A 13,886-nucleotide genomic window follows, 5' to 3' on the forward strand; every position below is an offset into this window, starting at 1 on the left:
AGCACCTTTGATCAGCTGGCCTTATCCAGTTGAGTCTGCGCGGCTTTGCTTTCGGAGGCAGCCTGTACAGGCGTGGCTTCGGCAGCGGGAGCAGCCTGCCCGGTACGCATGATTTCGGCAACCTGTTCCTGCAGGCGGCGCATCGATTCGCGGGCAAAGCGCTTCTGCAGCATCCGGCCGAAAAGCTTAAAGCCAATCCAGTAGAATGGGTTGCGAATCTGGCCGTGCTGGGAAAAGGCGTGAATGCGGAATACCACGCGCCCGGTAGCCAGAAATTTATGAATGGTGAAGTCAATCTGCCCGCGCTCAAAGTGGCCTTCTAGGGTGCGGTAGTTGTAGCCCCACACCTGCTCCTCGCCCTCGGGCGAGGGGCGCCGCTCGTCCGTGACGCCGCCGATGCGCACACCAAACCAGAACGAGAAACCCAGAAACTGCGCCCGCAGCACCATCAGCCGTTTCTCCAGGGGCTGATCGGGCACGAAGATGCCGGTGATGAGGTTGGGCGGCGGAAAGGAGTAACGACGCAGCACTTCCTGGGCCGCAACCCAACTGCCGTGGGCGGCCGGCGGACCAGGCGTTTCCCGGGGCAATTCCAGCTCGTAGTCGTCGATGCGCCAGCCGTTTTCGGCGGTGTACTCGCTCACACGGGTGAGGTCGAAGTTTACCTGGGCCTTTTCGTAAGCCGCCAGGCGGGCTTGCTCCTGCTCCCAGAGCGCGGGGGCGTTAGATGGGGCGTTCATGACGTTCCTTATGTTGACCGTTCTCGTCTTTTTCTACGGTTTCTACCTGCACCGGCCCTAGGGGGTGGCCGCCGCTGGCCTCGGCGGCGCGCTGGCAAAACGTCACCCAGGTTTGCTCCTGGACCTGCTTACCTACCCCGATGGTGCTGTAGGCAAAGGCTACCAGTCCGTCGCGGGAGCGGGCCCGCGAGTGAATTTCAAACCGCAGCGCATTGGCTTTGCCAGGCAGCTGGCGGACCGAAAAGCGGATGCGGCCAGCTTCGGGGTGGCCTTCGAGCGTCACCAGCTCAAAATGCTGGTCGGCTACTTCCGTCACGCGCACTTCCCCGTTCCAGGGACCCAGAATTTTGATGTGAAACTCGTCGCCGACGGCCAGGCTGTGGGCCTCACCTTTTTCCTTGTGAAAATCGGCCAGCAGGTCGGGAGAAAATTTCTCCAGGTCGCACTTGATTTCGTTGAACAGCTCCTTAGCCGATTTTTGGGGGTGCTCCACGTCGATATAGTACCGCCGCTCGATGTGCGGGCCGGCACCGGTCTGGGCGGGTTGTTCGGGTTTGTTCATAGCAGCGGGCCGGCGCCGGGGTGTGGCCGCCAAGCCAGGTTTTCCTAACGCAGCGCAGCCCAGCCGGGTTAGGCTGGCGGTAAATCAGCGAATGGGTGAATGAATAGATGTGCCCGCGCCACCGTATAAGGCCAACTTTTCTTGCTCGTAGCCGCGCGTCTCTATCAGACAACAGATACCGTGCGCAACGTCAAATCCACTCACTCACTCACTCACTCACTCACTCACTCACTCACTCACACTCGCCAATGGCCTACTACCGCCCCTATCACCCGCCCGCCGACCCACTCATTGTGCGGGACCTGACGCGTCAGCAGGACGAGCTGCGCGCCCACCTCCGCCTGGAACCGTTGGCAGCTGAGCCCGCCCTTATTGCTGGCTGCGACTCCTCGTTTCCGACGCCGGAAACGGTGTTGTCGGTGTTTGTGGTGCTGCGGTTTCCGTCGCTGGAGCTGGTGGAGAAGGTTTACTATACCGGCCCCGTGACGCTGCCTTACATTCCGGGGCTGCTGGCTTTCCGGGAAGCGCCCAACCTGCTGCTGGCCTACGATAAGCTGCAGCACAAGCCCGACGTTATCATGGTGGATGGGCACGGCATTGCGCACCCGCGCCGCATGGGCATTGCTGCGCATCTGGGCGTGCTGCTCGACCGGCCCACCTTCGGCGTCGCCAAAAACAAGCTGACGGGCACTTTCCAGGAACCCGCGCCGGAGAAGGGCAGCATCAGCCCGCTCACCGACAAAAGCGGGGAGCTGCTGGGCCAGGTTATCCGCAGCAAGGACAAGGTGCTGCCGCTGTTCGTGAGTCCCGGCCACCGCTGCGACCAGGCCACGGCTACCCGCCTCACGCTGGCCTGTCTGCGCGGCTACAAGCTGCCCGAGCCTACCCGCCTGGCCGACCACTGGGCCGAAGAATTCAAGAAAGAGCTGTGCTGATGTTCCGAAAAACAGTTTTCTGCCTGCTGAGCACCGTAGTAGCCGGGTTGCTTAGCTGCCAGTCCGATACGCCCCGGCAGCCCGCCTCTGCCCCAGCAGCTCCGGCCGCCGCTCCTCCTCCATCTGCTCCGGCTGCCAGTTCCGGCCAGCCCCGCACCACGTCGGCAACAGCTCCGGCTGCCGCTGACACCTCCTTCCTGGCCACCTGGCAGCAGTTCGACCGTGCGCTACGGCAGTCGGATTCCGTGGCCCTGCAGGCGCTGATTGACCCCGCTGCCGGTCTGTGGATACTGGAGCAACCGGGCGCTATGCCGCTGCTGACGCACGTTGTGCGGACGGCATCCTTCCGCCGCGAGTACCAGCAACAGCCCTTGTTTTCGCTTGTGGCCCAGTTGATGCCGTGTGCTACCCCCCACCGCCGTAGAGCAGTTTCCGCCTTTCGACTGCGGGGCCCAGGATAAGGGCCGCTCTGGCTTTGCGCGGGAAGGGTGTTTCGTGGGGCCGGGCACTGAGTTTCGGGCGCTGCAGGTGTGGCCCTACGCTACCGTTCGGGGCGGCACGCAGGCCCAGGGTCAGGCGGCCCAGCAGCGCGTGAGGCGCACGGTGCTGCAAACGGCCACCAGCTTCCGGTTTCATTTCGGACGATTGGCTGATGGGCGCTGGCGGCTGCTGTTTATGGACTTACGCGTGCCCTGCAGCGCCTAAAGCAGCCTGCAGATGCGCCAATGACTCCGCCGCCGTTGTCGGCAAGCCCAGCAGTTGCGCCACTACTACATATACCACCCGTGGGCTATCGGCCTCGGCCGCAATACCGCGCTGCGTGGAAGCCTGGGTTGATTTGGAGAGCTTTAGGCCATCGGCCCCTGGCAGCAGGGCGTGGTGGCCGAACCGGATGCGCTGAAAGGCAGCCATGCCGGGCAGCTTGCAAGCCAGCCAAAGCTGCGCGGCCGTGCTGGGCAGCAGGTCCTGGCCCCGAACGATAAGCGTCACGCCCAGGCGCACATCATCCACCACCGAAGCCAGCTGGTAAGCCGGCCATCCGTCTTTCCGGCGCACCACAAAGTCGCCCAGCACGGCATCCAGTGGCACTACTGCTGGTCCTTGCCACAGGTCCTGAAAATCAACCAGCGTACCGGCCGGCACCCGTGCCCGCCAGGCCGTTTCGGTCGCATCAAGGGGCACATCCAACTTCTGACAAGTGCCGGGGTAATGCCCGCTTACGGTGGTGCGGGCCAGCTCGGTGCGGGAGCAGCGGCAGCCGTAAAACAGCCCCGGCTGCGTTGCGCGGGCCGCCTGCAGCACGGCTTCGTATTCGGGCAGAAAATGGCGCTGGGAGAAGTGCTGCTCGAAGTCGGTGGGGCCGCCGGGGCCGTGGTCGTAGTCGAGGCCCAGCCACTGCAGGGTCTGAAAGATATTCTCCAGGTAAGCCGGCCGGAAACGGGCGCGGTCCAGGTCGTCGATGCGCAGGTGCAGGGTGCCGCCAGCCTGGCGCACCAGCAGCCAGGTGAGCGTGAAGTTCACGGCGTTGCCCAGGTGCAGAAAGCCGCTGGGCGTGGGCGCCAGACGCGAAACAACGGGCGAAATAAGGGACAAGGGCAGCAGTATAGCGACGCGTAAAGATATCAACAGCGGCCGCGCTGACGGCCCTTTGGTATATTCAGCTTAAACTATTCACTTGCGCGGCCGTCCAAGCGCCTCCCCCGTTTTCCTGCGCTGCCCATGAAACATTGCCTACTCTTTCTGCTCCTGTACCTGGTGCAGGGCTTTGCCGCCGATGGCCACAACCTCGGCGTGCAGCACCTGATGGTGCAGTAAGCAAAAAGGCGCTGACAATCAGGCAAGGCCGTTTTGCTTCCGATTCAGTTGGCTTACGAATACCTCGCTGTTATCCGAAACGCATTAGCGGCTGCTTCCTGCTGAAAAAATATATAGCGCTAAGGAAACATTTTGTCGCAACCTATGTATGTACATATATTCGCAGCCGCTTCACTCCGGACGGCTTTCGATTACGCTCTACTTTTATGAAAACGGTTCTGCACGCGGCTGATAGCCGCGGCCACGCCAGCCACGGCTGGCTCAACTCTTACCATACCTTCAGCTTCGCGGGCTACAACAACCCGGCGCGGGTGCACTTCGGAGCCCTGCGTGTGCTCAACGACGACACCGTGGCGGCGGGCATGGGCTTCGGCACGCACCCGCACGACAACATGGAAATCATCAGCATTCCGCTGGAAGGCACGCTGGAGCACAAAGACAGCGCCGGCAACCACGGCATCATCCGCCAGGGCGACGTGCAGGTGATGAGTGCCGGCACCGGCATTGCCCACAGCGAGAAAAACCACAGCCGCCAGGAGCAGGTGAAGTTTCTGCAGATCTGGGTGTTTCCGAACCAGCGCAACGTTACGCCCCGCTACGACCAGCAGACGTTCCGGGCCGAAGACCGCCAAAACCAGTTTCAGCAAATCCTGTCGCCCTCGCCCGACGATGCCGGGGTGTGGATTCAGCAGGATGCCTGGTTTCACCTGGCCGATTTCTCCGCCGGCCACGCCGCCGACTATTCGCTGAAAAAGCCTGGCAACGGCGTGTATGTGTTTGTGCTGGAAGGCGACGTGACCGTGAGCAGCCAGCCCCTGCATCGCCGCGACGGGCTGGGCGTGTGGGAAACCGACACCCTGCAATTCAGCGCCGATACGAATGCCCGGGTGCTGCTGATGGAAGTACCTATGAGCTTCTAGCAGCCTACCCGGCGGCTGGAACTACGTATGCACTGGCTTCCGGCTACGCCTTAATAGGCTTTACTTTTTCAACTTTCCTTCAGCGGCTGCCCGTGCTGCTGCTTTCCTGATATGAAACACGCCCCTACCACCTACCCGGTGCACGACCTTATTCGCAAACGCTGGAGCCCGCGCGCATTTGCCAGCTACCCCGTAGCTCCCGAAACCCTGAATCAGGTGTTCGAGGCCGCTTCCTGGGCCGCCAGCGCCATGAACGAGCAGCCCTGGCGCTACGTCTACGCCCACCACGCCGACACCGAGGCTTTCCAAAAAATGGTAGACTGCCTGCTGCCCGGCAACCAGCCCTGGGCCCGGCACGCCCCCGTTCTCGTTCTGGCCCTGATTAAAACCGACCTGGGCAACGGCACGCCCAACGGCGCCGCCCTCCACGACTTGGGCATGGCCAATGCCAACCTGATGCTGGAAGCCACGGCCCTCGGTTTGCACGGCCACTTTATGGGTGGCTTCGACCGTGATAAGGCCCGGCAAGCCTTTCAGTTGCCGGAAAACCTGCAGCCCGTGGTGATGCTGGCGCTGGGCTACCTGGGCGAAGCCGAGCAGCTGGAGGAGCCGTTCCTGAGCCGCGAAAAAGCCCCGCGCCAGCGCAAGCCGCTCGCCGATTTTGCCTTTCACACCCAGCTTCCCGGCTAACCGTTTTCTGCTATGAACTACCGCATCATCCGGGCTGCCGAGCGGGGCCTCAAAGACATTGGCTGGCTGCAAAGCAACTTCACGTTTTCCTTCAGCAGCTACGCCAACCCCGAGCGGAGCGGCTTCGGGCTGCTGCGCGTGTTCAACGACGACTTCGTGCAGAAAGGCGGCGGCTTTGGACTGCATGCGCACCAGAACATGGAAATTATTTCGGTGCTGCTGGCCGGCCGCATGAACCACAAGGACTCGCTGGGCTACTCCGAAATAATTGAGCCCGGCGGCGTGCAGATTATGAGTGCCGGCACCGGCCTGCGCCACGAGGAATACAACGTGGGCGACGACGAGGTCAACTTCCTGCAGATCTGGATTGAGCCCAAGCTGGGCAACATTGCCCCGCGCTACCAGCGCCGACAGTTCCCCGAGGAAAAGCGCCGCAACCAGCTCGTGACTATCGTCAGCAACGACGAAGGCACGGCCCACTGCTGGATAAACCAGAACGCCCGCCTTTCGCTGGGCTACTTCGAGGCCGGTCAGCAGCTCAGATACCCACTCAAGCCGCTCAATAAAGCTGTATTCGTTTTCGTGATGGACGGCAGCCTGATGGTGAACGGCCAGGCCATAGGCAAGCGCGACAGTATCGGCCTCTGGGACACAGACCTGGTTTCGATTGAGTGCCCTGCGGAAAGCCGCTTTATCATTATCGAAGCGCCTATTAACTCCTGACAACCTGCTTTTTCAGGACCCGCTGCAACGCCCTGGCCGAAAGCCAGGGCGTTGCGTTTGGCACAACCAGGGGCGTAGGCTTTGCGTGTTCGTAGGCAGTTGGCTACTGGCAATTGAGGAACTGGACCGCTACGCAGGCACCAGCGCGCCACTTTGCCGAATGCTTGCTAATTTAAGCGCCCAGACAGCTTTTTACGCTGGCGCTTTTCTATGAAACACATTGTTCCGGCGCTGGCGGCGCTGCTGATGGGCACTACAGCTGTAGCCCAAACTACCATCAAAACCCTGCCTTATCCCCAGACGCGCAAGGTCGATACCGTTACCACCTATTTCGGTACCAAGGTGGCCGACCCGTACCGCTGGCTGGAAGACGACCAGTCGGCCGATACCAAGGGCTGGGTGCATGAACAAAACAAGGTAACCCAGCAGTACCTCAGCCAGATTCCGTACCGCGACGCCATCCGCAAGCGCCTCGAAACGCTCTGGAACTACGAGAAATACAGCGCCCCTTTCAAGGAAGGCAAGTACACGTACTTCTACAAAAATTCGGGGTTGCAAAGCCAGTCGGTGCTGTACCGGCAGGTGGGCACGGGCGCGCCGGAGGTATTTCTCGACCCCAACCAGTTCGCCAAGGATGGCACTACCTCACTGGCGGGCATCAACTTCACCAAAGATGGCTCCCTGGCTGCCTATCAGATTTCGGAGGGCGGCTCCGACTGGCGTAAGGTGATTGTGCTGAAAACGGCCGATAAAAAGCAGGTAGGCGACACCCTGCGCGACGTGAAGTTCTCGGGCCTGGCCTGGCAGGGCAACGAGGGGTTCTACTACAGTTCCTACGACAAGCCCAAGGCCGGCAGCCAACTGGCCGGCAAAACCCAGTATCACAAGCTCTACTACCACAAGCTGGGCACGGCCCAGAGCATGGATAAGCTCATTTTTGGGGGTGATAAGACGCCGCGCCGCTACATCGGAGCCTCACTCACGGAAGACCAGCGCTTCCTCGTTATTACGGCGGCCAATACCACCACCGGCAACGAGCTGTATCTGCAGGACCTCAGCAAGCCCGGCAGCGCCATCGTAACGGTAGTAGACCACGAAAAGAACGAGAATGAAGTGGTGGACAACGTGGGCGGTAAGCTCTACATTTCCACCAACCTGAACGCGCCCAACAACCGCTTAGTGACCGTAGAAGCGGCCAAGCCCCAGCCCGCGAACTGGAAAAATCTGATTCCGGAAACCAAGAACGTGCTGACGGTGAGCACCGGCGGTGGCAAAATTTTCGCCAACTACCTACAGGATGCCACCACGCTTATTGAGCAGTACGATATGAACGGCAAGAAGGAGCGTTCCATTCAGCTGCCTTCGGTGGGTACGGCCTGGGGCTTCGGCACCAAGAAGGAAGAAAAGGAAACCTACTACACCTTCACCTCTTACATCTACCCGCCCACCATCTTCCGGTACGACATTGCCACCGGCAAATCAGAGGTATACAAAAAGTCCGGCGTGCAGTTCGACCCCAGCAAGTACGAGTCGAAGCAGGTGTTCTACACGTCCAAGGACGGCACCAAGGTGCCCATGATTATCACCTACAAGAAGGGCTTGGCGCTGAACGGTAAGAACCCCACGCTGCTGTACGCCTACGGCGGCTTCAACTCCAGCCTCACGCCCAGCTTCGGCACCTCTACCATTGTGCTGCTCGAAAACGGGGGCGTGTACGCCGTGGCCAACCTGCGCGGGGGCGGCGAATACGGCGAGAAGTGGCACCTGGCCGGCACCAAGCTGCAGAAACAGAACGTGTTCGACGACTTTATTGCCGCCAGTGAGTACCTGGTAAAAAGCAACTACACCTCCAAGGACTACCTAGCTATTTCGGGTGGCTCCAACGGCGGCCTGCTGGTGGGGGCTGTGATGGCGCAGCGGCCCGAGTTGTTCAAAGTGGCTTTCCCGGCCGTGGGCGTGATGGACATGCTGCGCTACAACCAGTTCACGGCCGGCGCCGGCTGGGCCTACGACTACGGCACGGCCCAGGACTCGAAGGAAATGTTTGAGTACCTCTACAAGTACTCGCCCTACCACGCCCTTAAGCCCGCCAGCTACCCCGCTACGATGGTGACCACCGCCGACCACGACGACCGGGTGGTGCCCGCGCACTCATTCAAGTTTGCCTCGCGCCTGCAGGAAATGCAGAAAGGCCCGGCTCCGGCCCTTATCCGCATCGAAACCAAAGCCGGCCACGGGGCAGGCCGCTCCACCGCCCAGGTTATTAGTGAGCAGACCGACAAGTGGGCTTTCCTATTCCAGAACATGGGCCTGACGCCTTACCAGACTCCGGCCAACTAACCCGGGTTACTGGTTTTCAGCAAATGAGCCGGCTTCCACAGAAGCCGGCTCATTTTGTTTAGTGGCTGCAGAAGGCGCAAAACAATTTACAGCAGTTTCTGGAGGTCGGTTATCTGCTGAATGCGCACTGGCGCTTCTTCGGCCGGCACTTTACCGAAACCGTACTCAGCAAAGATAAATGGTTCCCCAGCCAGTTGACTGGCGTCAAAGTCGCTGCGGGTGTCGCCCACGTACACGGGTGCCTGTAAGCCGAAGGTGGCTACCAGCTTCTTTAATGTTCTCGGATTTGGGCAGCCCTTTGGTACCAAAGCACTGGTGGCCTTCGAAATACTGCTCCAGCTGGGTGTGCTGGAAAAACGCTTCGATGTAGCCCGTCTGGCAGTTACTCACGATAAACAGGCGGTAACGGGCTGCCAGGTAGCGCACCGTATCGGCCAGGCCGGGGTAGGGCGTGCCACCGTATTGCCGGGCATAACTCAGTTCCTGCTCGGCGCAGATGGCCTTGAACTCGTCGCGCTTCTCGGCCGGCAAAGAGGGAAACAGCTTGTCGTACACCGCGCTGAAGGGCTGCCCGGTCACGGCTTCCACGTCGGCCACCGTCACGGAATCAGAGATGTAGTCGACACTACGGGCGGCATGTTGAAAGGCTTGCGTAACGGCTTCGGTGGCATTCCACAGCGTGCCGTCAAGGTCGAAAATGATACTATCTACGGGTTGTTGCATAGGTCAGAAAAAACAGAGAAAGCGCCCAGCTTCACCTGTGTGGAAAAAGCTGATAGAATGAATGCTGTAGAGACGCCTACTTGCGTCTCGTCGGCCGCGCAATCACAACAAGTGTCGTTCATAGACGAGACGCAAGTAGGCGTCTCTACAGCAGTTCCAACCATACGCTTCTCAGCAACCACAGGAAGACGCAGCTTCGCCGGATGCAGTGGCCGCCGGGGCGGGGCCGCAGGGAAATAGGCCGAAGTGCTGCTCTTTGTTGCCCAGCACGCGGAAGTGGGCGCCATAGCGGGTGTGGGAGAGCATATCGGCGGTGTTGCCGCACACCAGCACCGGACGGCCGGTTTCAAAGGTGTGGTGGTCGTCGAGCACGAAGCGGTGCGGCTCCCCGGGCACTGTGCCTAGGTACGTAGCCACCTGCCCGAAGTCTTCGCACTGGTCTTCAAGGTCGAGCTTGAAGGCGCGCACCGTGAGCGAGTAGAACTTGATGTTGCCCACCTTCTGCTCAATTTCCTCGTTGTCGATGGAAAGTTGGCGCTTAGCCGTGAGGCGGTAGTCGTGCACGCCCAGCTGGCGCAGCAGGCGGCGGAAGTCCTCAATGTACATGGCCCCGCTCAGGCACTCTCCGTACAGCACCGGGTCCTGACGCAGGCTTTCGGGCACGCGGCGGTCGGCAAAGACGTCGGCAATGTACAGCTCACCGCCGGGCTTCAGCACCCGGAATATTTCGCGGTAGGTGGCCGTTTTGTCGGTGCTCAGGTTCAGCACGCAGTTGCTCACCACCAGGTCCACGCTGTTGTCGTCGAGGCCGGCGGTACGCAGATCTTCGATGTAGCCTTTGCGGAACTCCACGTTGGGCTGCTGGTAGCCAAACCGTGCGGTGTGGGCGGCCACGTGGCGGCGGGCCACGGCCAGCTGCTCCTCGGTCATATCCACCCCAATCACGTGCCCCTGCTCCCCCACCAGCTTCGAGAGCAGGAAGGCATCGCGGCCCGAGCCGGAGCCCAGGTCGAGTACGGTGCAGCCCTCAATGGCGGCCGGAATGCACACCCCGCATCCGTAGTACTTTTCCAGCACCTCGCTTTCCAGCGTCGCCAGAATCTTCTTGTGCGCGGCCGGAATGTCGTCGGTGCAGCAGGCGTTGGTTTTCAGGTCCTGACTGGTGCGCAGCTCGGTGCCGTAGTAATCCTGTACCTGCTGCTGAATGTCGTTTTCCATGATGAATGGCGAATAAGCGAAAGAAGAGTTACTGGCTTACTCCACCAGCTGCGCGTAGAGGCGGGCTAAGGTAGCGGCGGGGTCTTCACACAAACCAGGGTGCACGGGCGAAGTTTGCACCAGCGTGCTGCGCGTGGCCGTGAGCCACCGGAACCGCGAAGCCACCGGCAGCTGCCCGATGGGCCCACCGTGCCTTCTTCCCTGGCAGATACGCTCGAAGGAGCGCAGCCGCTCCAGCAGGTCGTCCATGTCCAGCTCGCAATGGGTGAAGGCGCGCAGCCGGGCCTCGGGCACGCCGTAGCGGCACTCCAGAAAGCCCTGGGAAGCGCAATACACGATGACACCCACGTTCAGAAACTCTTCGCGCTCCACCCGCGGCACGATGCGCAGCACGGCGTACTCAAACAAGTGCATGGCGGGCGGTTGTAGCTTCCTGAACAAAGATTTCGGACGCAGCCAGGCGGTTTTCCAGGAACTGCACGTAGTTGGCGCGCTGCTGCTCGGGCGTGAGGTCGGGCTCCTGCAGCCACTCGTCGGGCACCAGGGCCACGATGGCGCGCAGGCGCTCCGGGGTGAGGCGCGCATGGCCTTCGGCGTCGGCCCAGGCTAGCTCGGCAGCCTGGGGAAGCAGCACGTGGTCTTTCACCTGGGCAAACGGACGGTTTTTGACCTTGGCCCAGCCCGGCCCGATGTGGTGCACGTACAGGGCTGCCCCGTGGTCAATCAGCCAAAGCTCCCGGTGCCACATCAGCAGATTGGTATTGCGGGCAGTGCGGTCCACATTCAGCGTCAGGCCGTCGAGCCACACGATGAGCGAGGCCAGCCGGGGCTCGATAACCGTCACCAATGGGTCGAAGGTGATGGCGCCGCTGAGGTAGTGCAGGGCCAGGTTTCGGCCGGTACTGGCGCGCAGCAGGTCCTGGATTTCCTCGTCGGGCTCGGTACGGCCAAAGGCTTCGTTGAGCTCGATAAACACCAGTTCGGGCATGCGAAGCCCCAGAGCCCGCGCCAGCTCACCCACAATCAGCTCGGCTACCAGCGCCTTCAGGCCCTGGCCCGCGCCCCGGAATTTCACCACATACAGAAAATTATCATCGGCCTCCACTAGGGCGGGCAGTGAGCCGCCTTCGCGCAAGGGGGTCACGTAGCGCGTCACGTTCACGGTGCGCAGCTCAGGAATTTCAACCGACATAGAGCGGAGAACAGGTACAGCCGCAAAAAACGCATAAATCCGCCAGTTGTTCGGAAGCCCTACGGCAACCCCACCGCCAAACCACAGTACATTCACCGAAACAACCCCGATACTCCCGCGCATGGCTTCTATCGTAACGCTCACGCTGAACCCCACTGTGGACAAAAGCACCACGGCCGACCAGATCATTCCCGACCAGAAGCTGCGGTGCGCAGCGCCGAAGTTCGAGCCCGGCGGGGGCGGCATCAACGTGTCGCGGGCCCTGAAGCGGCTCGGCGCCGACTCAGTAGCGGTTTTTCCGGTGGGCGGACCCAGCGGCCAGCTGCTGCGGGAGCTCCTCACCCAGGAGCAGATTCAGCAGCAGCCGGTGGAAACGGCGGGCCGAACGCGCGAAAACTTCATCGTGGTAGATGCGCGCACCGGCCAGCAGTACCGCTTCGGCATGCCCGGCACCGAGCTTGCCGAGGACGAGCAGCAGCAGGTGCTGACCACCCTGCGCAACCTGCCCACGGTGCCCGATTTCCTGGTCATCAGCGGGAGTCTGCCACCCGGCGTGGAGCCTGAGTTCCTGGTGCAGATCGTGCGGGCGGCTAAGGATATGGGCATCAAAGTAGTGGCCGACACCTCGGGCCCGGCCCTGCACCGCGTGCTGGAGGAAGGCGTGTACCTGGCCAAGCCCAACGTGGGTGAGCTAAGCAAAATGGCCGGCGTAGAGGAGCTCGACAACGAAGCCGCAGCGGAAGTGGCCCAGCGCCTGGTGCGTGAAGGCAAGGCCGAAATCCTGGTAGTGTCGCTTGGGCCCCAGGGCGCCTGCGTCGTGACTCGGGACTTCACTGACCACGTGCCCGCGCCCTCCGTAAAAAAGCGCAGCACCGTAGGCGCCGGCGACTCGATGGTAGCCGGCCTGGTCTACGGCTTGTCTACTGGCCTGTCGGTGCGCGAAACGGCCCGCTTGGGCGTGGCCTGCGGCACGGCCGCCACCATGAACCCCGGCACTGAGCTGTTCCGCAAGGCTGATGTGGACAAGCTCTACCAGTGGCTCCTGCAACAGGCGCAGCCCGGCGTGGCGGCGTAGGTGACGGGCCATGCCGCAAGCTCGTTGCCGGTCATGCCGAGCATGTAGCGCATCAAGCCAGGGGACCGAGGCATCTCGCGTGCTGACGTTGCAGTGGTAACTGTCATGCTGAGCAAAGCCGAAGCATCTCTACCGCTTCGTCTGAATACCACTGCAACGAAGCGGTAGAGATGCTTCGGCTTTGCTCAGCATGACGTTCTTATAGAGTACAATTCATCTGCTTTAAGGAATCGTCTTCATTTGCTGCTCCCCTACCAGCGCCTGCAGCTGCCGGGCATTCACTACGCCCGCGCCCCCAATGCCATTGTTGAAGTACACGTAAGCTTCCCGCACAATGGGCTCGGCCTGAATCTGCCGGGCCACGCTGGCTAGAAACTCCTCCGAGTACGCCGACGTGTAGAGCTCTGGCACCCCGTGCAGGCGGTAGTACACCTGCGGCGTGTTCACAATCACTTCATCGGGCAGGGCAGCGGGGTAGCTCTGGCCCACGAAGCTGATGCCGCGCCGGGCCAGGGTGCGGAAGATTTCCCCCGTCCACCAGCTTGGGTAGCGGAACTCCAGCACGTTGTGAAACTCGGGGTCGAGGTGCTCCAGGATGCGGCCCAGCAGTTCTTCGGTATAGGCGCCCTTGGGCGGGAGTTGAAACAGCACTGGTCCCAGCTTTTCGCGCAGTCCTTCGCGCACCGTACCGTAGAAATCGGCCAGAATGGGGCTGCACTCCGCGTTGAACTTCTTGTAGTGCGTCACCGGGCGCGGGGCCTTCACGGCAAACCGGAAGTCGGCGGGGCTTTGCTCGTACCAGCTCTCAAATACCTTTAGCTCCGGCATCCGATAGAAGGTCACGTTTACCTCCAGGGTGTTGAATTGGGTGCAGTAGTAAGCAAACCAGCTTGCGCGGCGGCAGCCCCTCGGGGTAAAGCACGCCCTTCCAGTCGCGGTACGAGAAGCCAGAG

16 protein-coding genes are annotated in these 13,886 nt (G+C 61.4%); 8 read left to right on the top strand and 8 right to left on the bottom strand.

Annotation, left to right across the window (positions count from 1 at the left end):
* Positions 1-11: 11 nt before the first annotated feature.
* The gene (locus tag LRS06_RS05720) at positions 12-740 is read right to left on the bottom strand and encodes a DUF1990 domain-containing protein (protein WP_257870603.1); all 729 of its coding nucleotides are present in this window, start codon (positions 738-740) and stop codon (positions 12-14) included.
* On the bottom strand, positions 724-1,302 hold the full coding sequence (locus LRS06_RS05725; RefSeq protein ID WP_257870604.1) for a DUF1990 domain-containing protein: 579 nt from the start codon (positions 1,300-1,302) through the stop codon (positions 724-726). Before LRS06_RS05725 ends, LRS06_RS05720 begins: the two co-directional genes overlap by 17 nt.
* 248 nt (positions 1,303-1,550) lie before the next feature.
* Between LRS06_RS05725 and nfi the strand changes: the two genes are divergently transcribed.
* The 3 genes from nfi to LRS06_RS05740 are packed head-to-tail and all read left to right on the top strand — an operon-like array spanning position 1,551 to position 2,942.
* A complete protein-coding gene (gene nfi, locus LRS06_RS05730) occupies positions 1,551-2,237 on the top strand; it encodes a deoxyribonuclease V (RefSeq protein ID WP_257870605.1) in 687 nt (228 codons plus the stop codon).
* Complete coding sequence (locus LRS06_RS05735; RefSeq protein ID WP_257870606.1) at positions 2,237-2,698, top strand: hypothetical protein; 462 nt, start codon at positions 2,237-2,239, stop codon at positions 2,696-2,698. Before nfi ends, LRS06_RS05735 begins: the two co-directional genes overlap by 1 nt.
* Positions 2,640-2,942: a hypothetical protein gene (locus tag LRS06_RS05740; protein ID WP_257870607.1), complete on the top strand. Its 303-nt coding sequence runs from the start codon at positions 2,640-2,642 to the stop codon at positions 2,940-2,942. The genes LRS06_RS05735 and LRS06_RS05740 overlap by 59 nt, the downstream gene beginning before the upstream one ends.
* Here LRS06_RS05740 and LRS06_RS05745 read toward each other — a convergent pair.
* Entirely contained in the window at positions 2,919-3,830 is a 912-nt protein-coding gene (locus LRS06_RS05745; RefSeq protein ID WP_257870608.1) for a glutamate--tRNA ligase family protein, read from the bottom strand. The genes LRS06_RS05740 and LRS06_RS05745 overlap by 24 nt on opposite strands.
* Before the next feature lie 428 nt (positions 3,831-4,258).
* Here LRS06_RS05745 and LRS06_RS05750 point away from each other — a divergent pair, with 428 nt between their 5' ends.
* The 4 genes from LRS06_RS05750 (at position 4,259) to LRS06_RS05765 (ending at position 8,725) form a co-directional block, all read left to right on the top strand.
* Positions 4,259-4,972, top strand: a complete 714-nt coding sequence (locus LRS06_RS05750; protein ID WP_257870609.1) for a pirin family protein — start codon at positions 4,259-4,261, stop codon at positions 4,970-4,972.
* 111 nt (positions 4,973-5,083) lie between these two features.
* A complete protein-coding gene (locus tag LRS06_RS05755; protein WP_257870610.1) occupies positions 5,084-5,662 on the top strand; it encodes a nitroreductase family protein in 579 nt (192 codons plus the stop codon).
* 12 nt (positions 5,663-5,674) lie between these two features.
* The gene (locus LRS06_RS05760) at positions 5,675-6,385 is read left to right on the top strand and encodes a pirin family protein (RefSeq protein WP_257870611.1); all 711 of its coding nucleotides are present in this window, start codon (positions 5,675-5,677) and stop codon (positions 6,383-6,385) included.
* Between the two features lie 210 nt (positions 6,386-6,595).
* On the top strand, positions 6,596-8,725 hold the full coding sequence (locus LRS06_RS05765) for a prolyl oligopeptidase family protein (RefSeq protein ID WP_257870612.1): 2,130 nt from the start codon (positions 6,596-6,598) through the stop codon (positions 8,723-8,725).
* 204 nt (positions 8,726-8,929) lie between these two features.
* Here LRS06_RS05765 and LRS06_RS05770 read toward each other — a convergent pair whose 3' ends face one another.
* The 4 genes from LRS06_RS05770 to LRS06_RS05785 form a co-directional block, all read right to left on the bottom strand.
* Positions 8,930-9,448, bottom strand: a complete 519-nt coding sequence (locus LRS06_RS05770) for an HAD family hydrolase (protein ID WP_257870613.1) — start codon at positions 9,446-9,448, stop codon at positions 8,930-8,932.
* 171 nt (positions 9,449-9,619) lie between these two features.
* On the bottom strand, positions 9,620-10,666 hold the full coding sequence (locus LRS06_RS05775; RefSeq protein WP_257870614.1) for a methyltransferase domain-containing protein: 1,047 nt from the start codon (positions 10,664-10,666) through the stop codon (positions 9,620-9,622).
* Between the two features lie 36 nt (positions 10,667-10,702).
* Positions 10,703-11,080, bottom strand: coding sequence for a DUF3037 domain-containing protein (locus tag LRS06_RS05780; RefSeq protein WP_257870615.1), 378 nt, complete (start codon positions 11,078-11,080; stop codon positions 10,703-10,705).
* Complete coding sequence (locus LRS06_RS05785) at positions 11,067-11,858, bottom strand: HipA family kinase (protein WP_257870616.1); 792 nt, start codon at positions 11,856-11,858, stop codon at positions 11,067-11,069. The genes LRS06_RS05780 and LRS06_RS05785 overlap by 14 nt, the downstream gene beginning before the upstream one ends.
* A gap of 121 nt (positions 11,859-11,979) precedes the next feature.
* Between LRS06_RS05785 and LRS06_RS05790 the strand changes: the two genes are divergently transcribed.
* Complete coding sequence (locus LRS06_RS05790) at positions 11,980-12,933, top strand: 1-phosphofructokinase family hexose kinase (RefSeq protein WP_257870617.1); 954 nt, start codon at positions 11,980-11,982, stop codon at positions 12,931-12,933.
* A gap of 222 nt (positions 12,934-13,155) precedes the next feature.
* On the opposite strand, the gene LRS06_RS05795 is transcribed toward LRS06_RS05790, so the two are convergent.
* A complete protein-coding gene (locus tag LRS06_RS05795; protein ID WP_257873383.1) occupies positions 13,156-13,884 on the bottom strand; it encodes a DUF72 domain-containing protein in 729 nt (242 codons plus the stop codon).
* Between the last annotated feature and the right edge of the window lie 2 nt (positions 13,885-13,886).

Source organism: Hymenobacter sp. J193, assembly GCF_024700075.1.
In the GTDB taxonomy this organism is placed as follows: Bacteria; Bacteroidota; Bacteroidia; order Cytophagales; family Hymenobacteraceae; genus Hymenobacter.